Below are 25,033 nucleotides of genomic sequence, written 5' to 3'. Positions count from 1 at the left end.
ATATAAAAACGCGAATGCGCCAGTAAAAGCGTGTGAACCTGGGGTGCGCGTTGTATTAGAGAATCAATGGGGCCTCGGGATCATAGCCCGCCTTAGCACCCACATGCTCCACACGGTTACGCCAGTTAGCACCAAGAAAATAGAATCTCAGGCTATCTTGATCCGCGTCCATCTCATCCAATAGACGTTGCCGGAGCATGCTCCATTGGGCAGGTGTGATCAAACACTCAAACACCGAATATTGCACCCGCTGTCCATGATCCTGACACGCCTTGGCAATGCGTCGTAGCCGCTTGGCACCACCCGATCCACTGGCAACATCATAACTAATCAATACCAACATGCTAAAACCCTTTTAACGCCACAAAAAAGCAGGATAACCATCCAAATCCCCACGGATATATCGCGCCAACAGCAGAGCCTGTAAATGCCACACCATGCCTATGGCGCAGTGCTCCTGTAAAAAGGGGTGCGTTATTTGCTCATCCTTACGCTTTTGATACGCCACGATGACCTTTTTTCGCCCCGCCTCGGTAAGATAGGTCGCCTGCGAAGCCTGCACCTCAAAATCCTTCGCACCGAGCTGACCACGATTAATCAACGTCAAAGCCAGCCGGTCGGCCAGATAGGGGCGAAACTCCTCCATCATATCCAGCGCCAAGCCTGGCCGACCAGGGCGATCTTGATGCAAAAATCCCACATAAGGATCCAACCCAACCCCCTCCAACGCCGAGCGTACATCATGCATCAACATGGCATAGAGGAAAGAGAGCAGGGCATTAACCCGATCCAACGGCGGACGACGACTGCGGCCAAAGAACTTAAACTCCGGCGAATCCTGATAAATAAGATGCTGAAACGATCCCCAATAAAGCGCACCCGCCCGCCCTTCTAACCCACGCAGACTCTCTACCGAATCGGTTTTATCCAGTAACGCCACCAAAACCCCCAATTCGTGGACCGTCGTTTCCAAGGCCGTGTTTGTCTGCCCGCGTTCACGCAGGGCGCGCGCCATGACCGTGCGGCCATTGCGTAGTTTGGCGTGCAGGATAAAACGGGTCATTTGGGCCGCCTGCTGGGGATCATCGGCCCAACGATACTGCTGCCTGCGTAACAGCACATTGCCGCTGGTGGGTCCACGCATGGCGGCCAAAAATCGACCCCTTTCATCAAAATGGCTGAGGCTAACACCATGCTCGGCGCAGTGGGCCATCAAATAAGGAGAGTAAGAGACCTGCCCAAAGCAAGCCACACCCTCTAGCGTATGGATGGGAACCATAGCCATGGAGCGCTGCTCCTGACGAACATCAATACACTCCCCCTTTTTGGCCAGATAGCTGCCCTGGGTGTTGATAAAAAGGGTGTTTAAATGGGTTCTCATGGGGATGGCTCATGATAGAAATAGTTGCCCAAGCTGGTTTTGGCGTTGGGTTGGCACTGAAAATTAAGGGAACAGTTTTGACATTTTTTACCTGGGTTGGCCGCAGGAAGGCGCTGATTTTCAAGAATATGATGAACATCCCGGATGGTTTGCAGGGTAAGCTCCCGCAGAGGGGTATCAAAAATAACCGGGTAGCGTTTACGGGTAGCACCGTAGTAGAGGGCACCTTCGGGCACGGCGCAGAGAAAGCTCTCTTCCAGACAGAGGGCCTGGGCACACAGTTGCACCCGATCCCAGGGCTCTTTTTTGGGTTTGCCCCGTTTGTACTCCACGGGAAAGGGGCGACCTTTGGGGTATTGGGGGTCGGCCATAAAGCAGACCAGATCAGCCCGGCCCACCATGCCCAGGGTCAGAGAGCGGATGGGCAGGGCATAGACCCGGCGCAGGCCGTCGCGATTTTCGCTTTCGGGGCGATCAACCCGTGCATGCAGCAGGTTGCCTTCAGCGGTAAAGAGATTCTCTTCCCACACCATTTCCGTATGGATTAAGGCGCACTGTCGCGGGCAAAACAGATAGTGCTGTAAGGCCGACAGCGGAATGAGTGCCGCCTCGTCATACGAGGCGGCACCATGCTTGGCGGAGATCAACGGCATACCGTAACTCAGTAACCATCCAACTCTTCAGGGGTGAGACCGGGGAGATTGGTTAAGGTATAGCTGCCATCGTGTTGCACGCTTAACGAACGGTGTACCTTAGCCGATGAATATTGCCCCGCCGCGCAGTTGTGTTGCCACCAAAGCACCTTACGCACCTCCATACTGCCTGCGGGTCGGGCGGTGGATTCGTCATTTTCAAACAGGCGGGGCAGGGTCTGTTTGATCAATTGGGCGTCCTCATCAGAAAAATGGGTGCGCTGGGCCAATTGAGGGTTCATGCTGCCGTAAAAGAGATAGATACCATGGTCTACCCGATGTTTCATACCCATGGTATCGGAGCCCTTTTTCTCGCTATCCCCTTCGGTGTTTACACTCTTGGTAATCTGGATGCTGCTGATATCCACCGGTGCAATACTAAAGGCAGATTGAAAAGTGACTGGGCCGCGAATCGCCACCGAGACGCCATCCCCCGCTCCCTTTGTACCTTTCCAGGCAAAGAGCTGTCCAAAGGCGCGCACATCCAGCCACTGGGCACACGCTTTTTGCGCAAGTTCTTCCGAAGTGAGTTTGGAGCCCAGGGTCTTATCTGACCGATCCTTTAAGCTGGTGGCACCATCGTTGTTGCGGTCGTTGGATTGCACAAAGATGGCGTGACCACCCTCCAACAACCGATCCCGTAGTTTACGTTTAAGAGCGACATCGCTCACCTCACCCAGATTATCAAAGGTGAGACGGGGACGATTGCCGTTCAAGGGGTCCCCATTGGGGTTGGCATTTTTAACGGCAAAGATAACGGCAAAATCAATCTTATGAGAAAGTGACATAGAGACGGCTCCTGTAAAAGGATGGATTATTCAGTTTCGGTGGCTTGGGTGCCGGTTTTATCGCCCTTTTTGGCCCACAAAACCGCACGTTGACAGTGGTAGCCCAGCAGATATTCGCCCTTTAAAGGGGCGTCGTTTTGGTAGTCGGCAATGGCAAACAGGTTCATCACGTTATCGAGCTCGCGCATCATGTTGATATAGAGCCCAGGTTTGTTAACCTGTAAGCGGTTTTTATAGGGCAACAAGGCATCGTAGATGGTTAGCCATGTGGCATTGGGGCGCTGGCTAAACCGCTGCATAAGGCGGGCGGCATTGGTGGCCCGGTGCTCATTGGCTGCGTGCAGTGCTTGTTCTTCCAGATAATCAGCAAGTGCCAGCAGACGCCCATAGAGGTAGTCTCTGCTGGTGTAATCGGGTTCCAGAGCCATGGCATACTCCTTTTTAATGTGTGCACGTAAGTTTGAACCCCGGACCAGGGCACAGGCGATACCCAGGCACTTTTCCCACTCCCACTGAAATCCCGTTTTGCTCCGGTCAAAGGCGACACGGTTGCTGGTTCGGTGCACAACAGCGTGAATGAGATCCTCGGGAAAGGGCTGTTCATCTATAATGCAGGGTAAGATGCGTTGCAGGGTGGTGCTCTTTAGTTTGTCATCCAGACGCCGCCCATAAGCGGCTTCGGCGATATCGCGGGGGGCGGGTGCCCCTGTAAATTGAGAATCTTTGCCAAAATTTTGTGGCCAAGCCATCTGGCTGTGCCACTTCTCCAGGCGTTGCAAAAACTCCGTTTGCTGGAGTTCACGGTAATAGATGATGCTCATACGCCCAGGGGTGGCGGAGTCAATACCCATGACCACAATATCTGTGAGGTCCCCTAACTGGCTATAATATCCGGAGATCTTTTTGCCCAACCGTAAACCAAAGCTTTGATCAACCGAGTGGCCCATCGAAGAGGTGGGTAAAAGTTCATCTTCTTCCTCCGTCTCGGCAGGCACGTTATCTCCTAAAAGTTCCTGGGTACTGATCAAAATGCCGGGTGTTGTGCGCCCATCCACCGCCCAGGCCACAATGCGCAAGTCACCTTGGCGATAGCCCTGCTTTTCAATGAGCCAGCGCAGTGTATTGTGAACCTGCTGGGTGGTTTCCAACCCCACCCCGCACACCTCATCCGCAGATAAAAAACGACCACGATAGGTATAGCCACTGCTATCATTAGCGGAAATCAGTTTGGCTTTATCGGCGGCATGGCGCAGCTTGGCGGGATGAGATTGCGCCAACAACACATCGGTTTGACCCGTTACCATGCAGGTACCACGAGGGGCGCTCTCCTCCAGTAGAGCAAGGTAGTGGTCGATCCAAGCTTGAATAAGTTGAGGATCGTTCCACGGTTCAATCTCACACACACCTGGAGCCGGTTCGACCCGCCAACGTACAAAGGCATCTAGGGGCATGCCGGTAACAGCCTTGTAGATGGCCGGTGTCTCCTCTTTGGGGCCTTGCCATTTTGGGGGAATGCTGCCCTCGACACAGGGCAGAATGCCCGCATTGACCAGATCACCAACCAGCCGCCCCTGTGCCACATAGGCGTAGATAGCCTTAACCGTTGGGTGGCTCTGGGGAGAGTCCGCCCAGGTGGCTAGGGCCTCTTTATAGAGGCGGTGGGACTCCATCATTTTGGTTTGCTCTTTTTCAGAGAGCGCTCCAGCAAAGCTTAGATAATCCCCTGCAACATATTGAAGCTTATCCGCGAGCGGGTGGTTCATAAGCCCGCTGGTGCGCCCCGCTGATTTTTCTGAACAGGGGATAAGGGTGGTTGAATCTGTTTTGGAGGATGGAACATGAGCCCGCAAGAAGGTGCCGGAATGGTCCAACACAACTTCCAAATGGGCCTGCTGGGTGGTGTGATAGATGGGGCCGAGTTGATCTTTGCAGCATTCATAGGTGGTGTGGAGCATCTGCATCCAACTCATAGCTGGGCCTCCAAAAGAGCCTCTTCCTGCTCGACATCTAAGAGGTTGGTATCGTCAAAGGTTTTGGCTTGCATCCCTCGAATAAACTCATGCACGGGGCAATCTTCGGGGCGGGGAAAGTGGATATAGCCATTTTTCATGGTTGGGCTCCACAGGCGGCGGTGCAGACTGTTTTTACCGATCTCGTCGGCATAGTCAAAACCATGGAACATGTGACCAAAGGCCAATTCCCCCGCGTTATCATAAAATCCCTCACCATGACCAAAATCACAGGGTTCTACATAACCTTGGCACTCACGGGTACCCAAAAAGATATCCTGGCGTCCCCCCCGTTCCAGCATGCGGCGGGCGATATTAAAATGTTTGCCCTCGATACGATCTCTGGCTAGCTCTGGGCGGTGCATATTCCACTCAAAATGGGCCCGCACCTGATAGGCCACATCAGCCAGATAGGTGTAGATGGAGAGATCATTACCCCCACTGAATTTAAGGGGTTTGACGCCCTTGGTTTGGGTTTGAATACGATTGAGAACCCTGACCTCATCAATGACCCAGATAAGCGTGGGTTTCCAATAGATGGATTTACAGATCCCCTTTAGGGCTTCGTAGGTGGGAATGTGGTAGGAGAGTTTCTCCCCGCCGCCACGGGTCAAAGGGTCGGTAAACAGGGCATAGCGGGCGGTGAGTAAAAACTCTAAGTCGTTTCTCTGTCTAGACATCTAAAATCTCCTTTTCGCCATGGGGCTCATAAAAAAGACCAAAATCATCACTGTAATAGGCGTCATTGATGAGATACCAAATACCAGAATCCTCCTGGGTCTGTGCAATAGAGCGCTCCTTTAACAGGAGATCCCACGTGTAGGGGTAGAGGTTAACCGTGTAGGGTTGAGCCTGCCGCAACCATTTTTTAAGCTCTCTATAATCCCCTTCCCAGCCACATAACTGCTGGATAATCGAACGCCCCTCCGCATGGGGTACCAACAGCGAGCGGGTCGGGGCGTCAATGGCTTGAAAAATCTGCCCAGCCTGCTTAAAAGCCTGACGCAGTACGGTTTTTTTATCATCTTGGTGGGTCGCTTCACCTTTAATGTTAGCCTTTTCGTGATCGGATAAGATAGATAATAAGGTATCATCTCTGCCCACCTGTCGCCTGTCAATAATGTATGATAAATATTCATACATGCTGTTGTTATAGTGACCATATTTATAGGTATAATAGCGCTCCATCGCTTTTAGGGTAAGCAGATCGTGTTCAAGGTCGGCTGGGTCGTTTTGCATCTCCTTATCCATGCGTTGAAAATCTTTTTTGGCCGTTTCAATCTCTTTTAAACGAGAGAGGTTTTCTTGAGCTTGAGTGGGCATGACAACATGCAGGGTCCCCATGGGCCGTTTGCCATGGCGGTTGCAGCGCCCGGCGGCTTGGGCGATGGAATCCAGCCCGGCGGCAAAGCGGATCACGCCGTCAAAATCCACATCCACCCCGGCCTCGATGAGCTGGGTGCTGATACAGAGTGTGGGTTGTTGTGTATCGAGGCGTTGGCGGATCTCTTTAAAAATGGTTTTGCGGTGGTGCTGGCACATGTCGGTACTGAGATGGTAGAGGCCGTCGACACCGCTCTTTTGACAGAGTTGGAACAGCGCTCGACTCTGCTTTTTAGTATTGACCACCACCAGGCAACTACCGGCACGCTGCTGTTCGGTTTGGGCCAGTTGGGCGATCGCTGTCAGGGATAGCTCTCCAGCGTGGAGATGGCTCTTAACTTGGACCCGTTTAAGATCTTTAAAAAGCTGCTGGGCATTGGGCATCAACTCATGGTTGGCCTCTCTTTGAATGGCCCCTTTTGTCTCATTGACACAGTGTAGATGCGGCTGGGTCGCGGAGCAGAGTAAAACGGTTGCCCCGCACTGTTGCTGCAAAAAGTTAATGGCATTGTTAAATAGGTGGGTGCATTTAAGGGGCAGGGCCTGGATCTCATCAAATATGAGCACACTGTTGGCCAGATGGTGCATGCGTCTGGCCCCACGGGTGCCCCCACCAAACAGCGTTTCGAGAAATTGCACCATGGTGGTGAGTACCACCGGACGATCCCAATTTTCGCTGGCGAGTTTGTTCTGCCATGTCAAGCGCTCTTCACTAAGGTTGCTATGGTGTTCAAGCACCACAGAGCCTTCGGGCAGGGGGTGGGGTTCCAAGATGCGCCGTATGGTTTGGGCATTTTGATCAATAATGGTGGTGAAGGGGATAATATAGAAAATATGATCCATTTTATGCTGTTGGGCATGGTGCAGGGCAAAGCGCAGACTGGCGAGGGTTTTACCACCCCCCGTTGGAACCGTCAGGGTGTAGGTGCCACGGGGGCGATTGGCGGCGCTCTGGCAGTGGTCAGCAATGGTATGGCGGATGGCATTTACCGCTGAAGTGCGGTCATAGCTACATAGCTCGGCCTCTAACCGTTGGATGAGCGCTGGCCACTGGGCTGAACCAAGGCTTAAACGGTTATCACGGCGTTTGGGCTCCTCAAATTCGGCGCTATCGAGACGGTCGGCATCCAGCAGGCTGCTAAATAGAAAACGGGTCAGGAGCCCAAATCTGAAGTGAACAACCGTTGGAGAGCCAGCGCGACAGAGGCTCTTATAGCGGGCCGTAAAGGATTCCAGAAGCTGTGGATCGGCCAAGAGCTGCTGGATGCGTTGGTGCAGGGGGGCATCCACATGGGGTAAGAGTTGGGGCAGGTGGGTCTGCTGCTTATCTTTTTCCATGCGCTGACGGTGGGCATTCCGGGTGGGATGGTTGGGATCTGCGGTTAGGCAGTCCATCAAACCGCCATGGTGGGAGGCAATGCAGAGCTCCATGATCTGAAACAGCATGCGCTGGGCGGTGGGGCTTTTCGGTTGCTCTAGCAGGTGATCCCATAACAACTGTGCCCCCGCTGTGGAGTGATCCACCTTGCCTTTGGCGCTGGGTGCGCTGGGGGCATCTCCGTCAGGGTCCATCTTCCCTAGGTTGCTGCGTATATAGTCCTGAAACGCTGCGCTGTATTTGCCCAGGTCATGCAATAGCCCCATGAGCTCACCGGTCAGGGGCAGGCCCACTTTGCCCGCAAAGCTGCGGGCCAAGGCGGCAACCCCATAAAGGTGGGCATCCACTGTCTGAATGGTGTGATCCCCTTGGCGGGCATGGGCAATAAAGGGTTGGTACATGATGGCCTCACGAATAAAAAAGGTGATATGTATCTTAGATTAAAAGATAGATATTGAGTTAATCCCGATTAAAGAAAAATATTAGCATTATTATAGACCTAAAAAAGAGTAAAAATTTAGACAATTAAATAATGAGGCCGCTTCTGAGCGATACTCCGTTTGACGTTAGTGTAAGCTCAGCGGAGATTTGGAATGAGCAATTCGCCTGAGGCGTTTGGCTGTTCTGATTTTTTTGAAAACGAGTAATCATAGTTGTAGTAATCTCTCCTGTTGTTTTGGTTTAAATGGCTTCTTCAGTCTGGGAAAAAACTTAGCACAAAGGCAAATTTTGATCTTCTAATATAAGGAAGTTTATTAGAGAACGAAAATGGCCATGCAAGACCATTTTCACATCATCTAAAATAAGGTTTCAATCCACGCTGCTGGAACCGCAAGCGACGACCACAACCTACCATGGAGCAAATGGTATGTCAAGTTATTTCTAATATAAGGAACGATGATAGTGAGAAAGGCCCTCTACGAAGCCATTTCTACACCCAATGGGCAAAGCGTAGCAGACCAGGAGAGGGGGCCTCTCCTGGTCTGGGGCTTACATTAAGGGATGGTGGAGAGTAAGGCGGGGTTGGTAACCAGGGTACGCACGCCGTGGGCATGCTCCTCGGCAAAGGCATTCTCGCCGCACCATCTGCTCAGACTGGTGATATCAATCTTGGCGCACTCTGGGCGAACGCTCCAGGTAACCTGCATGGGCGAACAGCTCTGCTCCGTGTATTTAGGCCCCGTGGTCGAACCCAAAAACTGTACCGGGGTGCCGGTGTTGTCGGGAATCGACTTGGCTTGATGGTAGCCATTACGAACCGTACCATCATAATCCATGCTGTCAAAATCCAGCGCATTGGCATCATTGACCACGGCAAATACCTGGGATTCCACCCGTAGGTTGGGGTTGCTGCACCCTTCAGAAAGGCATGACCCCAAACCCTTGCCCGGCTTGACATCGCACGACGTATAAACCCAATGCACCTCAAGGGTATCGCCCGGCTTAACCCCGCCACAATGGTTCTCCTTGGGCATGGTCAACTCTTCAGGACTAAGGGATTGGCTGATGGCACACTGATAACCGCCCCCATGACCATGCTCACCCGCACCAGCAAAGATAGAAAAGGCCTTGGCCTTATGCTCGGCATGGGTGTGAAAATGGATATTGCACAGGTTCATCTGCTCCTTACTGGGGGCAAAAGAGAAGAGACGTGCGTTGCTGCCCTCGACCGCATCAATATCCCGTGGGGCCTGGGGACCAAAACCCACACACGCCGCACCGTGCACCGGCGTAGCAGCATGATGCGCCGCATCCATGGGCTCTTCATGGGCAGACTTCGCAAAGAGTGGGCTAGAAAAAGATAGCGACAAAGCCGAGATGGAAACCATCAAAGTCCAAATTCTAAAAGAAGTTTTCATTTTTTTCCTGAATCCAAAAGGAGGGGAAGGGAAAACTATTTTGTACCAAAAGAGTCGGCCCGGTCAATATGCGGGTTGTGCTGCATGCAGGCTCTACCCTAAGCCAAGGTGCGCACACCCTTACGGCTAAGATTGTACTTTGATAAAAGCGTCATGGCCCGGCATACTGCACCCATGCCACGGTGGTGGCGCCCACCCAGCGGAACCGAACCTATGTATGACGAAACAAACACCCAAAATTACTATGCGGACCAAGAGACAGCGGCTCAATTTGAGCAGAAACGTTTCTACGGAGCCTTTGGTCGCTATCTCAAGGCGCATGATGCCGACTTTTACGCCAATAACCCCAAGGTAGCCTATGCCACCTGCCACACCGCCCTAGAGTTGGGGGCCGGTTCGGGCCGCATTACCGAAGCTATGGTGAGCCGCCAGCCCCACCTACAGATCACCGCCACCGACCGCTCCGAGCCAATGTTAGCGCAGCTTAAACAGCGTCCAGGCTTGGCCCAGGCTGGGCAGCGTTTGATCATCCGTTGCACACCCGCCGAGGCGTTGGCCCATGAGCCCACCAGCTACGATCTGGTCTATTTTGCCCGCTTGCTGATGCATATAAAGGATTGGCAGAGCTTTCTTCAAATTGCCGCCGGTTTAAGCCGCAACTATCTCCTCTTCGATTTTCCCCCCTCCGCCAGCCTGGGTAGTTGGGGCCGCTCGGTGCTGGATCGTTCCCGTCATGGTGCCCAGCACCACGATAAATACCACACCTACAATATAGCCCAGGTGCGACAGGTTTTACACGAGGTCGGTTTTGAACTGGTCTGGTTATATCGCCCCTTTGTGCTGCCTATCCCAGTGCATCTTAAAATAGGGTGGCCGAACGGCTCGCTTGCCATAGAGCGCGCCTTTAAATGGTTTGGCCTACAACGTCTGCTGGGGGCCCCAGCCCATATGGTGGCCCGCCGTATCACCCCACCGTCGCCAACCCCATAATACCCCGCCACGCACCGCGTGCTAACCACGTCATCCCAAGAGCCATGTTCCGCGTGTCAACCGTTGGGCAACCGCTCTGCCCCATGCGAGCGGCTCGGGCGGGTGCTGGTGGCGCTTGCCGTTTGGTGCCGCAAGCAAGGGGGATCGAGCCGCTATTTTGCGTCAAGTAAAATCCAGATTCGCCCACCAGCGGTACCGCAGCGGGGCGGTTCCTGTTAAACTGTGTGGGTCTGTGCTGTACCGAACGATCAGATGGGAAGTTTGCCCCAGCAGCAACAACCTTGACCGGGAGGCCCCGCTTTATGAATACCTATGCTAACCCGCTTTACCTCATTTTAATCAGTCCTCATGGCCTTATCCGAGGTGAAAATCTTGAGTTAGGACGTGACGCCGATACCGGCGGGCAAACCAAATATGTGGTGGAATTGGCCCGCGCTTTGGCCCAGCGGCCAGAAGTCGGGCGGGTAGATCTGCTCACCCGCCGGGTGGTGGATGCCCAACTGAGCAGCGATTATGCCGAGCCCGTGGAGAGGCTTTCAGATAAAGCCCGCATTGTGCGCATCGAGTGCGGCGGCTTGGCTTATCTGCCCAAGGAGCAGTTGTGGGATAGCTTGGATAACTATGCCGATAATGCGCTGGCCTATATCCATGAACAGCCCCATATGCCCCATCTTATCCATACACACTATGCCGATGCCGGTTATGTGGGGGCGCATCTGTGCAGCATGTTAGAGATTCCACTGATCCACACGGGGCACTCTTTGGGGCGCAGCAAGCGCAAGCGACTGTTGGCCGGTGGGCTGGCCCGTCAGGAGATCGAGGCCATCTATAACATCAGCCGCCGTATTGATGCCGAAGAGCGTACCCTGGCGGCGGCCTCTAGCGTGGTGGTGAGTACCCATCAGGAGATTCAAGGCCAGTATGTTTTATATGACTATTACCAGCCCGATCAAATGCAGGTGATACCGCCGGGCACCGATCTTAATAAATTTTATGCGCCCCAGGGTGACGAAGCCCAAAGTGACATCGCCAAACAGTTGGCCCGCTTTTTAACCCATCCTGACAAACCCATTATCCTCGCCCTCTCCCGACCGGACCCACGCAAAAACATCACCACCCTGGTGGAGGCGTATGGCCAGTCACCCCAACTGCAAGAGATGGCAAATCTGGTGATTATCGCAGGCAATCGCGACGATATTCGGGATATGGACGCCGGTGCGCAAGAGGTGCTCACCAGCCTGCTCATGACCATGGATCTCTACGATCTCTACGGTAAAATGGCCATGCCCAAGCACCATCAGGCTGACGATGTTCCCCAGCTCTACCGCTTGGCGGCGCTTTCTAAGGGTGTATTTGTTAACCCTGCCTTGATCGAGCCTTTTGGGCTAACGCTAATCGAAGCGGCGGCTTGCGGATTGCCCCTTGTGGCCACCGAGGATGGCGGGCCGATTGATATTGTTTCCAATTGCAAAAATGGCCTGCTCATAGACCCGTTGGATGGGGAGGCCATTGCGCAGGCATTGATGGATATACTCAGCGATCAAGGGCAGTGGCAGCGTTTTGCTCAAGCGGGGCAGCAGGGGGTGCGTGCCCATTATTCATGGCAGGCCCATGTGGAAAAATATCTGGCCATGATCCAGCCCTTGGTTGAGGGTAGTAGGCCGCTCCAGCGTATGTGCTTGAGCCGCAGACCGGCCCACTATCGAGAGGCGGCCATTATTACGGATCTGGATCAAAACCTGTTGGGAGATGATACCTCGCTGAGTGCATTTGTGGCCTTAATGCGGCAGTATCGTAAGCAGGTGAGTTTTGGCATCGCCACCGGGCGCAATCTGGAGAGCGCCTTGAGTGTCATGCGCAAACACAAAATACCCCAGCCCGATGTAATTATGGCCAATTTAGGAACCGAGGTCTATTACGCCCCTGATCTGCTGCTGGATAGTGCCTGGAAAAAACATATCAATCACCTGTGGTTCCGTCATGAAATTGTGGAAATACTCAGCCAGGTACCCGGTTTGAGTATGCAGCCTAAGGGTAGCCAGTCACCCTTTAAAATCAGCTACTATATGGATCCCAATGTGGCCCCCGATCTTCAGGAGATCAACCGTATTTTGCACCAACAGGAGCAGACGGTGAATGTCATTTTTTCACGGGGGCAGTTTTTGGACATTCTGCCGCACCGTGCTTCAAAGGGGTATGCGCTGCGTTGGGTTTCGGCGCAGTTGGACATCCCCTTGGAGAATATGTTGGTGGCCGGTGGTTCAGGGGCCGATGAAGATATGATGCGGGGTAATACCCAAGCGGTGGTGGTGGGCAACCGTCATGATGAGGAGCTCTCGACCCTGGCTGAGGTTGATAAAATCTATTTTGCGCAGCAGAGTTATGCGGCGGGTATTATCGAGGCCATTGACCACTATGACTTTTTTGGTACGGGCAAAGGGGCGGCATCATGAGACGACTGCTGCTTTGCACCGATATGGACCGTACCTTAATACCCAATGGCAAAGAGCCTGAGCAGCCGGGGGTGCGGGCGTTGTTTGGCCGTTTTGTGGCACAACCGGGCATTGCGTTAGCCTATGTGACAGGGCGGCATCAGGCGTTGGTGGAAGAGGCGATACAGCGCTATCAACTACCCCAACCCGATTTTGTGGTGGCGGATGTGGGCGCGACCCTCTACCACGTGCAGCAGGGGGTTTGGCGACCCAACCAAGCTTGGCAAGCCCAGCTGGATGCGGTATGGCAGGGTATGCATGCAGGGCAGATACACCAGCTGCTGGAGGATTGGCCGGGCCTACGGTTGCAGGAGCCAGAGAAGCAGGCACGGCATAAACTAAGCTACTATTGTGGGTTAGAGGAAGATGCCCCACGGCTGATAGAGGCCATAGAGCAGCACCTTGGCGCCCACCACATCCAAGCCAATCTGATCTGGAGTGAAGATGTGTTGCAGCAGGTGGGCCTGTTGGATATTTTGCCTGCCAGTGCCAGCAAGCGCCATGGGGTGATGTTTTTGCTGCAACAGCTGGGTTATGGGTTGCATGAAACCCTGTTTGCCGGTGATAGCGGCAATGATCTGGATGTGCTGCTTAGCCCCATACCCGCTGTATTGGTTGCCAATGCCGACCTGTCGGTGGTGGCTGCGGTGGAGGGGGTTGGGGCGGAGCAGCTCTACCGGGCCAAGGGTAGCCATTTGCAGATGAATGGTAACTATGCTGCGGGCATACTTGAAGGTGTTGTGCATTTTTACCCTGAGTTTAAAGCGCTTATTCAAGCATTGCGCGAATAGGTCGTGCCAGGGGGTGACGAAAGCAGGTGTGCCATCTCGTCTCTTTACCCCCAGTGTTGCGGTTTTAATTAAGGGCTGAGTATCCCTGCGCTGACAGGGTACGAGGTCGCTGTTTAAAGGATAGAGTTGATGTATGAACAGGTATCCCATTCGTTATTGAATGAAATTATGCTTGAGTTGGACCCGGAGATCCTCAAGCAAAATCAAATGCGCTATTTTTATACCCGCTTAGGTGCAAATTTTTATGCCATTCACTCCATTGCCAAGGTGCTGTATGGCAACCGGAATGATTTTAATGAGCAGATGAAGCGGTTGGTGGAGACCATGGCGCGGCAGTATATTGCGCGTCCGGCCCAGTATAGGGAGTCTGATCTGGAGCGTGAAAAGGACCACACTTGGTTTTTGCATCAGCAGTGGGTGGGTATGGCGCTCTACAGTGATGGTTTTGCCAACGATCTACAGGGTTTAAATACCAAGCTTAGCTATTTGCAAGAGCTGGGTATTAACATGATCCATATTATGCCCCTGCTGGATTGCCCGCCGAATAAGAGTGATGGGGGTTATGCCATACGGGATTTTCGTAAGATTGATAGCCGTGCTGGCACATTGGAGGATATAACCACGCTTGCGGATTCCATGCATACGCGGGGGATGTTATTGACGTTAGATGTGGTGCTCAACCACACCTCGGACGAACACGAGTGGGCTAGGCGGGCCCGTGAGGGGGATTCTGACTATCAGAACTATTTTTATGTATTTAAAGATAGGAGCATGCCGGATCTGTTTGAAGAGTCCATGGTGGAGATTTTTCCCCAGACCGCGCCGGGTAATTTTACCTGGAGCGAAGAGATGGGCCGGTGGGTGATGACCTCTTTTAACAGTTATCAGTGGGATTTAAACTACAGCAACCCATCGGTACTGATTGAAATTTTGGATATTATTCTCTACTGGGCCAATCTAGGGGCGGATATTATGCGCTTGGATGCGGTGGCCTTTTTATGGAAAAAAATAGGCAGCACCTGTCAAAACCAACGGGAGGCGCACCTGATACTGCAACTGCTCAAGGATTGCTGTCAGGTGACGGCACCGGGGGTATTGTTTATTGCTGAGGCGATTGTCTCCCCCTTGGAGATTACCAAGTATTTTGGTGAGGATGCCATCAACGCCAAGGAGTGTGAGATTGCCTATAATGCCACTCTCATGGCGCTATTGTGGGATGCCATCGCGACGAAAAAGGCGGAGCTTTTGTATCGGGGTATTAAGAGTTTGCCGGATAAGTTGGAGCGGGCCACATGGTTGAACTATATCCGCTGTCATGACGACATTGGTTTGGGTTTTGATGACACGGATATTCGTCAGGCAGGTTATGAGCCGTTTGCTCACCGTCGTTTTTTGGTGGATTATTTTACGGGGGGTTACACGGACTCTCCAGCGCGGGGCAGGCCGTTTGGGCAGAATGATAAGACGGGGGATGCCCGTATTTCAGGCACATTAGCCTCGTTAGCGGGTTTGGAGAGTGCCCTTTACGAAGGCAATGAGGAGGCGGTGCATACCTCTATCCAAATGATTCTGTTGTTGCACAGTGTGATTCTTTCCTTTGGGGGGATTCCGCTGCTCTATTATGGTGATGAGTTGGGCACCTTGAACGACTATAGCTATGAGCAGCAAGAGAGTAAGCGGGAAGATAGCCGGTGGATTCATCGGCCAACCATTGATTGGGATAAGGCGGAGCTGCGCAATCAGCCGGGTAGTGTGGAGTATCGTCTTTTTAATGCGTTAAAAAAGATGATTGCGGTGCGCAAGGAGATCCCGGCGTTTGCGGATTTTAACAACCGTGAGATGTTAGATTTGGGCAATCCGCATCTGTTGGCCTATGCACGGTTTGATTTTATGCATGCTTCGGCCAAGGTATTGGTGATCTGTAATTTTGATTTAAAGCCGCAGTATGTGGAGTTGGAGCAGCTTAGGCAGTTGGGCTTTTTAAAGAGCCATAATTTGCGGGACGCCTCGACGGGGGAGAGTCCGCAACGGTTTAACGATCAATTGGCAATTCCGGCCTATGGGTTTTATTGGCTGATGGAGTGATCTTCCACTGGAACCTGAATGCTCTGCATGGGCATTTTGCCGGTGTTCTGGATAGCCATCAAATCGGCCTTGATGCGCTTTAGAACGGCGGTCTCGAAGTATTTGTTCGCCGCAGAACGCGCACTCCAGACAGGCAACGTCCGTCACCATCATGAACTGCTCGCCCAGTCGGTAAAGGTATTCCACCTATTTGGCGGCCATGTTGCGGTGACCGCAGAAGGGACATTTTCCAGTCATATCCATCACTCCTTGGGGTTGCGTTTTACTGCCGCAAAAAATCCATCATTCCCCAGCCAAAATGAAAGAACCCCGCAAAGTTGCCTAAGCGGGGTTCAGTCCGCAGAACCGTGGCTCTACGGTATCGCCAGGAGGTGCCTGACGGGACTATTCTTTGCCCCATCGTAGCGTGGGAGCCTGACGCTTGGCAAACAGATTTCGTGCCTTTCTCATAGGGTCACCGGCAATCTGATATGTCTACACCGGCGGCAACGCTCATAATGTCCGGTTCCCTCTCAATACCCACAATGGCATGCTGGATGGCAAGAGATTTTTGGATCGGGTTGGACGCTGCTAGCGCATCATGCGGTTGAAATTGAAGATTTTCTGGACTTGCTGGGACGTGATGAAAAAGGGAAATGGCGGCGTATTGGTTGTCATCATACGAACTATTCGAAAATAGTTATCTCGTTGTCTTCAAATACCCTAAATGTTTGGACGTTTTACGGAGGCCTCCCTTTAATATGGTGACGGCTTATTAAGGGATAGGCCATCAATCCTTTATAACACCCACACTAAATGGGTCAAAATGGGTGCATTCGCGGATTTTCCCGTGCTAATTAGGTCAAAATGGGTATATTTTTGGGTCATGATCAAAACAGACTCGCTACAGATTACCACGGACATTCTTTCCCTGATCGCCGAAATCGACGAATTCAAGGGGGCCTGGCGTGCGCTCGGCACGCTGGCACCGGAACGCCTGTCTGCCCTGCGGCGCGTGGCCACTATCGAGAGCATCGGCTCTTCAACCCGCATCGAGGGCAGCAAACTCTCCGACCGCGAGGTAGAGCGCCTGCTGTCAAATCTCCAGATCAAATCATTCGAAACCCGTGATGAACAGGAAGTCGCCGGTTATGCCGAAACCATGGAGCTGGTGTTTCAATCCTGGGCCGATATCACGATCACCGAAAACCATATCAAGCAGCTTCATCGTGACCTGCTGAAATACAGCAGCAAAGACAATCATCATCGCGGACAGTATAAAACGACCAGCAACAGCGTTGCAGCCTTTGATGAGGACGGCAGGCAGATCGGCATCGTTTTCGAAACGGCCACGCCTTTTGATACACCGCGCCTGATAGAAGAACTCGTTGCCTTCGTCAATGAAGCCGTAGAAACCAAACGGCTGCACCCCCTCCTAATTGTGGGTTTTTTTGTCGTGATCTTCCTTGAAATCCACCCCTTCCAGGATGGAAACGGACGATTGAGCCGCATCCTTACAACGCTGCTTTTGTTGCGAGTTGGCTACGCCTATGTGCCGTATAGCTCTCTGGAGAGTGTGATTGAGCAAAGCAAGGAAGGCTATTACCTCGCCCTGCGCCAAACTCAAGGTACCATACGGACAGAAGCACCCAACTGGCAGCCATGGATCACGTTTTTCCTGCGGGCCTTGCAGCAACAGATGAAGCGGCTGGCCAAGAAAGTGGAGCGGGAAAAAATTGTTCTTTCCGCTTTACCGGAAATATCCGTGCAAATTCTCGAATATGCGCGTGAACATGGTCGCGTCACCATCGGCGACATAGCGACGCTAACAGGCGTGAATCGTAATACGCTCAAGAAGCATTTAAGCCAACTTGTTGAAAAGGGTCATCTTGTCCTGCATGGCAGCGGACGTGGTGCCTGGTATGCATTAGCCTGAGAAAGTGATGGGGCTACACTTTAACGGACACAAAAAATGAGGGAAAATGAGACCTCATTCAGAAAGGTGTCCAATGAGCAGAAGAAGTCCTAAAAATTTTGCCCCAGAGTTCAAAGAGCAGGTGCTCAAAATGGCAGAGCCTTCTCAGTACGAAACAGAGTGGTCCAAGTCCGCGTAAAACACTGTCCGTTTTAGTGTTGCCACATCAGATATGTCTACACCGGCGGCAACGCTCATAATGTCCGGTTCCCTCTCAATACCCACAATGGCATGCTGGATGGCAAGAGATTTTTGGATCGGGTTGGACGCTGCTAGCGCATCATGCGGTTGAAATTGAAGATTTTCTGGACTTGCTGGGACGTGATGAAAAAGGGAAATGGCGGAGGAGGAGGGATTCGAACCCTCGGTGGAGTCACCCCCACAACGGTTTTCGAGACCGTCCCATTCAACCGCTCTGGCACTCCTCCGATCAGCGGGAATCGCGGAGTATGACAGAAGCGCACTTTCTATGCAACCCCCCTGTGAACAGCCAAACCCCTTAAAGCCATCACCCCTTGCCCTACCTTAAAAAGCCCACATTAAGGGAATCAACAAAGTCGATAAGAGCCAATAGCCAACATTCAACGGCAAACCCACCTTAAAGAAATCCGCAAAACGATACCCCCCCACACTAAAGACCAGCAAATTGGTCTTATACCCAATGGGCGAGGCAAAAGCCGCATTGGCCCCAAAAATCACCATCATCAAAAAGGGCATAAAACTCACCCCCAAACCCTCTGCAATGGCAACCCCAATGGGCGCAAACAAAATCGCCGTGGCATTGTTGCTAATCACATTGGTAAACACCGTGACCATAAAACCAAAAGCCGCCAACACCACCCACGGCGAATAACCCTCTACCATCCATAAAAAACCATGGGCCACCAACTGATCCGCCCCCGTGCCCTGCATCGCCGTGCCCATGGCCAACGATGCCGTAATCAACAACACCACCTTAGACGATAACGCACTATAGGCCTGCCGTAGCGTTAAACAGCGAAACGCCAACATCAGCGTCGCCCCCACCGTCGCCAACACCGGCATGGCGTGACTATCCAACGCCGCAAACAGAATAATCCCTAACAAGATCCCCGCCGCCGCACGGGCCTTTTGCGGCTGCCTAACCGCATTGTGTGCCCCCCAATAGAGCAAAAAATCACGGCTGGTGGAAAAACTCTCAATACGTTCCGGAATCCCCTCCACCAACAACAGATCCCCCGGGCGTAAAGGGGTGTCAATCACCCGCCCCTTGATCTCCCGCGCAGGGCGGTTGATCGCCACCACCGCCACCCCAAATTGACGGCGCATGCGCACCTGCGTCAACGTCAACCCCACCATGCGCGAATCAGGCGTAATCACCAACTCAGCCAACATGCGCCGCTTTTTGTCCTGCTCCGAAAGGGGCATGCCCGGCATGTACGGGGTAATGGTAATGCCACCCCGAAACTCCGCAGCCTTAAGCTCCGTAACCGTGCCCTGTACCAACAAAATATCCCCCGCCTTGATGACAATCTCTTTAAACGGGGCGGTATAGTCCACCAAAGCACCACGTATCAGCTTATACACCGTGACATTGGCAAAAATATCCTGTTGCAGCTTGCTTAAAAGCTGTCCAATCAGCGGGCACCCCTCATCCACCCGCATCTCCGCCGTAAACAGACGCAGGGTCACAGGATCACCCGATTGAGGCGTAGGCCCCTCATCCGAAATCAACTTAGGTGCCCAGAAAATAAGGTATGCAAGACCGGCCATCAACAAGACAATCCCCACAGGGGTAAGGGAAAACATGCTCATTTTGTGGTCTAAAATACGCTCGGCATAATCAGCCACCAATAGGTTGGTAGAGCTGCCGATCAACGTACAGGCCCCCCCCAAAATGGAGATGTAGGAGAGGGGTAATAAAACTTTGCGGGAGTGGATCTTATACTGACTGGCTAAACCGGCCAAAATGGGAATAAAAATCACCACCACCGGCGTGTTGTTCATGAAAGCACTGGCTAACGCGGTAATGATCAAAACCAATGAAAACGCTTTGGTCCAGGAACCATCCGCCCTGCGATCAATCCAGGTGGAGACCGAGGTTAGGGCTCCCGTGCGGGTAATGCCCTCCCCAACCACCAGCAGGGTGGCCACAGAGATCAGCGCGGGGTTGCTTAAACCCTGAAAAAAATCGACCCCATCCAAAACCACCTTGCCGGTGGCATCCCTGAGTGGTACCAGCTGAAAGATCGTGGCCAAGAGCGCCAGAATACCCAGGGATACCAAATCCATCGGCAGACGACCCTGGGCATAGAGCACCACCGCAACAACAATGATCCCTAAAACAATCCATGCTTGCACAGCGGTTTCCATGTCAGCCCCATAACGGTGTTGATGACCCCATGGATGGTAGAGCTAAAATGCCCTTAGGCAAAGTATATTCGGTTACAAGCGGGCTCAGCCTGAGATGAGGAGCTGCCCAGTGGCCCACGATAGAGCACCATCCAACAAAGCTCGATCCCCCTTGACAGCCTCGCGATAAGGGCAGCGTAGCCTAATCATGGAGGGGATTTCTACGAGACCCGCCCAAGGGGTGAGGGACCTGCAAAAGAGGTCCAAACCGGCCAAACAAGGGGAGGGGTGGCATGAAATAGGGGAAAAATCCAGGCTTGGAAAAGGGATTGTGGCCCGACTAAAGCCGTAAAAACAGCGAAAAGCAGCCTCTTTGCGAGAAAGCTTTACAGGGTGCTCTTGGTTCCGTCATAGGCTGGTGGTATGATGACAAACCGATATAGCGCGCCTTGTCTTGGCTGCGCGTCTCTCCTTGCTATCTTTATACGGAGCACGTTTCGACCATGCAAACGCACCGTCCCAAACCTATGACGCTGGTCATCCTGGATGGCTGGGGTCTGCGCGATACCCAAGAAAATAATGCCATTGCCAATGCCTCCACCCCCCATATGGATGACTGGTTGGCCAACCGCCCCCATGCTCAAGTGCGTACCTCGGGCAGGGATGTGGGCCTGCCCGACGGGCAGATGGGCAACTCGGAGGTGGGACATCTTAATTTGGGTGCTGGGCGGGTGGTCTACCAGGAGTTTACCCGGGTAAGCTGTGCCATTGAGGATGGCTCCTTTATGCACAATCAGGTATTGCTGGATGCCATCCGCGCCGCTAATGAGGCAGGGGGGGCGGTGCATCTGTATGGTTTGCTTTCACCCGGTGGTGTCCACTCCCACCAAGATCAAATCTTGGCGGCGGTGCAGTGTGCCAAACAAAATGGGGCCAGTGAGATCTATATCCATGCGCTGTTGGATGGTCGAGATACCCCGCCTCAATCCGCCATGGAATATATGACCCGTTTTGAAGAGGGGTTGCAAAAGTTGGGTGCCGGGCGCGTGGCGACCGTGTGCGGGCGCTACTTTACCATGGACCGGGATAAGCGCTGGGAGCGGGTGGAGCGAGGTTATCGGCTGATGGCACTGGGTGAAGGCACCCCCTTTGACAGCGCTTGTGAGGCCATTCAGGCCGCTTACGATGCCCAGCAGACCGACGAGTTTGTGGAGCCTGCGGTAATGGTGGAGCAAGGCCAGCCCATCGGCATGATCAACGATGGTGATACGCTTATCTGTATGAACTTTCGCGCCGACCGGGTGCGGGAGATCAGTCATGTGTTTACCGATACCACCTTTGAACCCTTTGTGCGGGATGGCTTGCCCAAGTTGTCGGCCTATGTCTGCCTGACCCAATATGATGTGTCGCTGCAAAACGTACAGATTGCCTATCCCCCGGTGGCGTTGACCAATATTTTGGGGCAGGTGATGGCCCAACACGGGTTGACCCAACTGCGGGCGGCGGAGACGGAGAAGTATGCCCATGTCACCTACTTTTTCAACGGCGGGCAAGAGCAGCCGGGGGAGGGTGAGGATCGTCTGTTGGTGGCATCGCCCAAGGTGGCGACCTATGATATGCAACCGGCGATGTCGGCGGCAGAACTGACGGATCGGGTGATTGAAAAGATCCAATCAACCCCCTATGACTTGGTGGTGGTCAACTATGCCAACCCCGACATGGTGGGCCATACGGGGGTCTATGAGGCCGCTGTGCAGGCTATTGAAACGGTGGACACCCAGTTGGGTCGTCTAACCGATGCCATTGTGCAGATGGGTGGTGAGGTGCTTATTACCGCCGATCATGGTAATGCGGATCAAATGGTGGATGAGCAGGGCACGGCCCATACCGCCCATACCCTTAATCCGGCACCGCTGATCTATTTGGGGCGGGATGCTCAACTGCACGATGGCCGGTTGAGTGATGTGGCACCAACTTTGTTGGCGCTCATGGGGTTGCCTCAGCCGCTGGAGATGGATGGTGTCTCCCTGGTACAGTTTACCCAGCCGGCGGTTGCTTGACCCGGTGGGGCGGTTATCTGGACATAGGGCTTGGCTGGTAGGTTGGGTGCTACTGGGGGTGGTGCTGTGGAGTGGTGCGGTTTGGGCGCAGGATGCGTCGGCTGGGCTGAGCGCCAAACAGGCCAAGCTGGATGGGATTATCCAACAGCTTAAACAGGAGCAGCTGGCGCTGGACAAAGCCAAGGGGCAGGAGCGCTCTTTGCTGAGTGAGTTGGAGAGTATGGAGCGGCGTCTGACCGATGGTGAACAGCGTCTGGCGGAGATCCAGCAGGAGGTTCAGCGCATTCGTTTGACCCTGCCGGCCTTAGCGGCACGCATCGACTCACGCACCATGGCCATGGCCCGCCAGCAGCAGCTGTTGGCGGGCCATTTGCGTCTGTTTTATGGCATGGAGGGCAAGGAGGCACTGCGCATTTTATCGCCCCAGCGGCATGCCAAAGCGACCATGCAGAACATGGTCTACTTTCGCTATCTTATTGAGGCGCGTAACGCCCGCTTTATGCAGTATAAAAAGAGTGTTGAGGCGTTGCAGGAGGCCAGCGCGGCGCAACAAACCGCATTGGCGTCGTTGCATCAGTTGGCCAACAAAGAGCTGGCGTTGCGTGGGGATTTGCAGCAGCACCGCACCCAACGCAGTGAACTGTTAGATCAGGTCAGGCAAGAGCGTAATCTACATGCGCGTAAGGTGGTTGAGCTCAAAGAGGCCCATGAGCGGTTGAGTCAGTTTATGGGTAAGCTCTCCCGGGCCATTGACAGCGCCCCCCCCGAGCAGCCCCCCCGCAGCAGGCGTGTTGAGAGCCGCACCCCGACCTTTAAAAAAATTGTCCAGGTTAAAGGGCGCTTGCCTGACCCGGTGGCGGGTAGCGCCGAAGAGTTTGAGCCTGGGCTTTTTTATGATGTACCCAAGGGCAGCATGGTGCGGGCGATCCATCGCGCGCAGGTGGTATATGCCGATTGGTTTCGGGGGTATGGCCAACTGCTGATTCTTAATCATGGGGAGAATGTCTATTCTCTGTATGGGCATAATGACCGTTTGTTGGTCGCTCAAGGTGACTGGGTTGAGGCGGGCGACGCCATGGCCGAGGTGGGCAACAGCGGTGCCCTGGATGGTCGGGTGGGGCTCTATTTTGAGATACGCCAAAATGGTCGCACCGAAAATGCCCATCGTTGGTTGGCCGCAAAATAGGGCTTTATGCCCCCATTTTTGTGGGGTGCCGGTTTTTTACGCGCAGGCTACGGGCCAAGCTAGCACACCCCTTGCATGGCGTAGAGACCACGCTTTTGGGTAATATTTGATTTTCACGCAGGCTGCTGCGGGAAGAGGCTGGAAAAATAGATCGGTTTCAGGCATTTTTAACGGATTTGATTCACTAATGGGTGGCAGACTGCAAGGGTCTCTGCCTCAACGCTTGCGCGGCATGGCGCATGATGGGTGCTTAAAATGAGCAGCGAAAAAAAATCCGCACGGGGCTGGCTATGGTTGGTCGTGGTGTTCATACTTTTCATTGTCGGTGTCCAAGCAGCCAATAATGGGATGGCTCTTGGTAGAATAACCTATGAAAAATTAAAAGTTTTTACTGAAGTGTTAGATCTGGTTCGCACACAATATGTGGAAGAGGCAGACGAAGAAAAACTGCTCTACGGGGCGATTGGCGGCATGCTGGAAACCCTAGATCCCCACTCCTCCTTTTTGAACCCGGATAGTTTCAAAGAGATGAAGGTGGATACCAAGGGTGAATTTGGGGGTCTTGGTATTGAGATCACCCGTGGTGAGCAAGCGATCAAGGTGGTGGCTCCGATTGCGGATACCCCCGCCGACCGGGCGGGCATGAAAGCTGGGGACCTGATCATCAAGATTGAGGATGAGAGCACCCAGGATATGAACCTGATGGATGCGGTCAAGCGCATGCGCGGCAAGCCCGATACTGACATAAAACTGACGGTCGTGCGTGAGGGTGAGCCTAAGCCGCTGGTGTTTACCCTGACCCGTGCCATCATTAAGATCAGCAGTGTCAAGTGGCGGGCCGAGCAGAATAACCTAGCCTATGTGCGCATTACCTCTTTCAACGAACAGGCGCGGCCCTTGTTGGATAAGGCGCTGGATGAGATTGAAGCCGAGCTAAAAGGTAATGTGCGTGGTCTGGTATTGGATCTGCGCAACAATCCCGGTGGCCTGTTGGATCAAGCGGTGCAGGTGAGTGATGCCTTTTTGAACAAGGGGCGTATTGTTTACACCAAGGGTCGCATTCCTGGTAAAGATCTCTCTTTTGACGCCCGCAATGGCGACTTGATGGAGGGGGCGCCCATTGTGGTGCTGGTCAATGGTGGTTCGGCCTCGGCTTCAGAAATTGTGGCCGGTGCGTTGCAGGACCACAAGCGGGCGGTCATTATGGGGACCCAATCCTTTGGTAAGGGTTCGGTACAGACCATTTTGCCCCTCTCTGATGGTTCTGGTGTGCGTTTGACCACTGCGCTCTACTACACCCCCAGTGGGCGCACCATCCAGGCCAAGGGTATTGTGCCGGATATCGTGGTGGAAGATCTGACCCTCATCAAGCGTAAGGATCGTTTGGAGCGGACCAAAGAGAAGGATCTAAAAGGTCACTTTAACAACGATGGCAAACGTTCCATGGATGATAAAGAAGAGACCACCTCAACAACAGAGGATAGCGCGAAAAAGGGTGACACCAAATCCACAGAGGATGAGGATGATCAGGCCGAGCGTGATAGCGTGACAGGTCGCAGCAAGGACGATTACCAATTGAAGCGGGCTTTGGATTTGCTGCGCGGTCTGCAAGTTTTTCAGACCACCGCTGCGCAGAACTAAACAGCGCTTTTAA

19 protein-coding genes and 1 tRNA gene are annotated in these 25,033 nt (G+C 53.3%); 9 read left to right on the top strand and 11 right to left on the bottom strand.

What is annotated here, in order from left to right; genetic code table 11:
• Window positions 1-55 precede the first annotated feature (55 nt).
• The 8 genes from cas2 to MMC1_RS18045 all read right to left on the bottom strand — a co-directional run bounded on the left by cas2 (window position 56) and on the right by MMC1_RS18045 (window position 9,490).
• Window positions 56-343 carry a CRISPR-associated endonuclease Cas2 gene (cas2, locus tag MMC1_RS18080; protein WP_011715066.1) on the bottom strand — a complete coding sequence of 96 codons (288 nt, stop codon included), beginning with the start codon at window positions 341-343 and terminating at the stop codon, window positions 56-58.
• Window positions 344-355: 12 nt separating this feature from the next.
• A complete protein-coding gene (gene cas1c / locus MMC1_RS18075) occupies window positions 356-1,381 on the bottom strand; it encodes a type I-C CRISPR-associated endonuclease Cas1c (protein ID WP_011715065.1) in 1,026 nt (341 codons plus the stop codon).
• On the bottom strand, window positions 1,378-2,034 hold the full coding sequence (gene cas4 / locus MMC1_RS18070; protein WP_011715064.1) for a CRISPR-associated protein Cas4: 657 nt from the start codon (window positions 2,032-2,034) through the stop codon (window positions 1,378-1,380). Before cas4 ends, cas1c begins: the two co-directional genes overlap by 4 nt.
• A gap of 8 nt (window positions 2,035-2,042) precedes the next feature.
• Window positions 2,043-2,861, bottom strand: coding sequence for a type I-C CRISPR-associated protein Cas7/Csd2 (gene cas7c, locus MMC1_RS18065; RefSeq protein ID WP_011715063.1), 819 nt, complete (start codon window positions 2,859-2,861; stop codon window positions 2,043-2,045).
• Window positions 2,862-2,887: 26 nt separating this feature from the next.
• The gene (cas8c, locus tag MMC1_RS18060; protein WP_011715062.1) at window positions 2,888-4,831 is read right to left on the bottom strand and encodes a type I-C CRISPR-associated protein Cas8c/Csd1; all 1,944 of its coding nucleotides are present in this window, start codon (window positions 4,829-4,831) and stop codon (window positions 2,888-2,890) included.
• A complete protein-coding gene (gene cas5c, locus MMC1_RS18055; protein ID WP_011715061.1) occupies window positions 4,828-5,550 on the bottom strand; it encodes a type I-C CRISPR-associated protein Cas5c in 723 nt (240 codons plus the stop codon). Before cas5c ends, cas8c begins: the two co-directional genes overlap by 4 nt.
• Window positions 5,543-8,032 carry a CRISPR-associated helicase/endonuclease Cas3 gene (locus tag MMC1_RS18050; protein ID WP_011715060.1) on the bottom strand — a complete coding sequence of 830 codons (2,490 nt, stop codon included), beginning with the start codon at window positions 8,030-8,032 and terminating at the stop codon, window positions 5,543-5,545. The genes cas5c and MMC1_RS18050 overlap by 8 nt, the downstream gene beginning before the upstream one ends.
• A gap of 594 nt (window positions 8,033-8,626) precedes the next feature.
• Window positions 8,627-9,490 (bottom strand): delta-class carbonic anhydrase, encoded by an 864-nt coding sequence (locus tag MMC1_RS18045; RefSeq protein ID WP_011715059.1) that lies wholly within the window; start codon window positions 9,488-9,490, stop codon window positions 8,627-8,629.
• Between the two features lie 213 nt (window positions 9,491-9,703).
• Between MMC1_RS18045 and MMC1_RS18035 the strand changes: the two genes are divergently transcribed.
• The 4 genes from MMC1_RS18035 to MMC1_RS18020 all read left to right on the top strand — a co-directional run bounded on the left by MMC1_RS18035 (window position 9,704) and on the right by MMC1_RS18020 (window position 15,848).
• The gene (locus MMC1_RS18035) at window positions 9,704-10,480 is read left to right on the top strand and encodes a class I SAM-dependent methyltransferase (RefSeq protein WP_041641431.1); all 777 of its coding nucleotides are present in this window, start codon (window positions 9,704-9,706) and stop codon (window positions 10,478-10,480) included.
• A 302-nt stretch (window positions 10,481-10,782) separates the two neighbouring features.
• Complete coding sequence (locus tag MMC1_RS18030) at window positions 10,783-12,933, top strand: HAD-IIB family hydrolase (protein ID WP_011715057.1); 2,151 nt, start codon at window positions 10,783-10,785, stop codon at window positions 12,931-12,933.
• Window positions 12,930-13,763 (top strand): HAD-IIB family hydrolase, encoded by an 834-nt coding sequence (locus MMC1_RS18025; protein WP_011715056.1) that lies wholly within the window; start codon window positions 12,930-12,932, stop codon window positions 13,761-13,763. Before MMC1_RS18030 ends, MMC1_RS18025 begins: the two co-directional genes overlap by 4 nt.
• A gap of 129 nt (window positions 13,764-13,892) precedes the next feature.
• Entirely contained in the window at window positions 13,893-15,848 is a 1,956-nt protein-coding gene (locus MMC1_RS18020; RefSeq protein ID WP_011715055.1) for an amylosucrase, read from the top strand.
• Here the strand turns inward: MMC1_RS18020 and MMC1_RS22580 are convergent.
• A complete protein-coding gene (locus MMC1_RS22580) occupies window positions 15,744-15,995 on the bottom strand; it encodes a hypothetical protein (RefSeq protein WP_407081021.1) in 252 nt (83 codons plus the stop codon). The genes MMC1_RS18020 and MMC1_RS22580 overlap by 105 nt on opposite strands.
• Here MMC1_RS22580 and MMC1_RS22430 point away from each other — a divergent pair.
• On the top strand, window positions 15,876-16,253 hold the full coding sequence (locus tag MMC1_RS22430) for a hypothetical protein (RefSeq protein WP_041641428.1): 378 nt from the start codon (window positions 15,876-15,878) through the stop codon (window positions 16,251-16,253). The two genes, MMC1_RS22580 and MMC1_RS22430, sit on opposite strands and share 120 nt — an antisense overlap.
• A gap of 460 nt (window positions 16,254-16,713) precedes the next feature.
• Entirely contained in the window at window positions 16,714-17,763 is a 1,050-nt protein-coding gene (locus MMC1_RS18010) for a Fic family protein (protein WP_041643236.1), read from the top strand.
• 377 nt (window positions 17,764-18,140) lie between these two features.
• Here MMC1_RS18010 and MMC1_RS18005 read toward each other — a convergent pair.
• Both MMC1_RS18005 and MMC1_RS18000 read right to left on the bottom strand, forming a co-directional pair.
• Window positions 18,141-18,230: transfer RNA gene (locus MMC1_RS18005), tRNA-Ser, on the bottom strand.
• 97 nt (window positions 18,231-18,327) lie between these two features.
• Complete coding sequence (locus MMC1_RS18000) at window positions 18,328-20,154, bottom strand: SLC13 family permease (protein ID WP_011715053.1); 1,827 nt, start codon at window positions 20,152-20,154, stop codon at window positions 18,328-18,330.
• A gap of 482 nt (window positions 20,155-20,636) precedes the next feature.
• Between MMC1_RS18000 and gpmI the strand changes: the two genes are divergently transcribed.
• The 3 genes from gpmI to MMC1_RS17985 all read left to right on the top strand — a co-directional run bounded on the left by gpmI (window position 20,637) and on the right by MMC1_RS17985 (window position 25,020).
• A complete protein-coding gene (gpmI, locus tag MMC1_RS17995) occupies window positions 20,637-22,193 on the top strand; it encodes a 2,3-bisphosphoglycerate-independent phosphoglycerate mutase (RefSeq protein WP_011715052.1) in 1,557 nt (518 codons plus the stop codon).
• Complete coding sequence (locus MMC1_RS20700; protein ID WP_049757744.1) at window positions 22,150-23,379, top strand: murein hydrolase activator EnvC family protein; 1,230 nt, start codon at window positions 22,150-22,152, stop codon at window positions 23,377-23,379. Before gpmI ends, MMC1_RS20700 begins: the two co-directional genes overlap by 44 nt.
• A 255-nt stretch (window positions 23,380-23,634) precedes the next feature.
• Entirely contained in the window at window positions 23,635-25,020 is a 1,386-nt protein-coding gene (locus MMC1_RS17985) for a S41 family peptidase (protein WP_011715050.1), read from the top strand.
• Window positions 25,021-25,033: the final 13 nt, after the last annotated feature.

It is taken from the genome of Magnetococcus marinus MC-1 (assembly GCF_000014865.1).
Lineage (GTDB): Bacteria > Pseudomonadota > Magnetococcia > Magnetococcales > Magnetococcaceae > Magnetococcus > Magnetococcus marinus.
This window is presented reverse-complemented; position numbering and strand designations above follow the sequence as displayed.

What these genes read in the sequence shown, in the direction of transcription:
- MMC1_RS22430 (WP_041641428.1), top strand. Translation starts at nt 15,876, where the DNA reads ATGGGCATTTTGCCGGTGTTCTGGATAGCCATCAAATCGGCCTTGATG.
- MMC1_RS18025 (WP_011715056.1), top strand. Translation starts at nt 12,930, where the DNA reads ATGAGACGACTGCTGCTTTGCACCGATATGGACCGTACCTTAATACCC.
- MMC1_RS18030 (WP_011715057.1), top strand. Translation starts at nt 10,783, where the DNA reads ATGAATACCTATGCTAACCCGCTTTACCTCATTTTAATCAGTCCTCAT.
- cas7c (WP_011715063.1), bottom strand. Translation starts at nt 2,861, where the DNA reads ATGTCACTTTCTCATAAGATTGATTTTGCCGTTATCTTTGCCGTTAAA.
- cas2 (WP_011715066.1), bottom strand. Translation starts at nt 343, where the DNA reads ATGTTGGTATTGATTAGTTATGATGTTGCCAGTGGATCGGGTGGTGCC.
- MMC1_RS18010 (WP_041643236.1), top strand. Translation starts at nt 16,714, where the DNA reads ATGATCAAAACAGACTCGCTACAGATTACCACGGACATTCTTTCCCTG.
- MMC1_RS18020 (WP_011715055.1), top strand. Translation starts at nt 13,893, where the DNA reads ATGTATGAACAGGTATCCCATTCGTTATTGAATGAAATTATGCTTGAG.
- MMC1_RS18000 (WP_011715053.1), bottom strand. Translation starts at nt 20,154, where the DNA reads ATGGAAACCGCTGTGCAAGCATGGATTGTTTTAGGGATCATTGTTGTT.
- MMC1_RS20700 (WP_049757744.1), top strand. Translation starts at nt 22,150, where the DNA reads ATGGTGTCTCCCTGGTACAGTTTACCCAGCCGGCGGTTGCTTGACCCG.
- MMC1_RS18050 (WP_011715060.1), bottom strand. Translation starts at nt 8,032, where the DNA reads ATGTACCAACCCTTTATTGCCCATGCCCGCCAAGGGGATCACACCATT.
- gpmI (WP_011715052.1), top strand. Translation starts at nt 20,637, where the DNA reads ATGCAAACGCACCGTCCCAAACCTATGACGCTGGTCATCCTGGATGGC.
- MMC1_RS18035 (WP_041641431.1), top strand. Translation starts at nt 9,704, where the DNA reads ATGTATGACGAAACAAACACCCAAAATTACTATGCGGACCAAGAGACA.
- cas5c (WP_011715061.1), bottom strand. Translation starts at nt 5,550, where the DNA reads ATGTCTAGACAGAGAAACGACTTAGAGTTTTTACTCACCGCCCGCTAT.
- cas1c (WP_011715065.1), bottom strand. Translation starts at nt 1,381, where the DNA reads ATGAGAACCCATTTAAACACCCTTTTTATCAACACCCAGGGCAGCTAT.
- MMC1_RS18045 (WP_011715059.1), bottom strand. Translation starts at nt 9,490, where the DNA reads ATGAAAACTTCTTTTAGAATTTGGACTTTGATGGTTTCCATCTCGGCT.
- cas8c (WP_011715062.1), bottom strand. Translation starts at nt 4,831, where the DNA reads ATGAGTTGGATGCAGATGCTCCACACCACCTATGAATGCTGCAAAGAT.
- cas4 (WP_011715064.1), bottom strand. Translation starts at nt 2,034, where the DNA reads ATGCCGTTGATCTCCGCCAAGCATGGTGCCGCCTCGTATGACGAGGCG.
- MMC1_RS17985 (WP_011715050.1), top strand. Translation starts at nt 23,635, where the DNA reads ATGAGCAGCGAAAAAAAATCCGCACGGGGCTGGCTATGGTTGGTCGTG.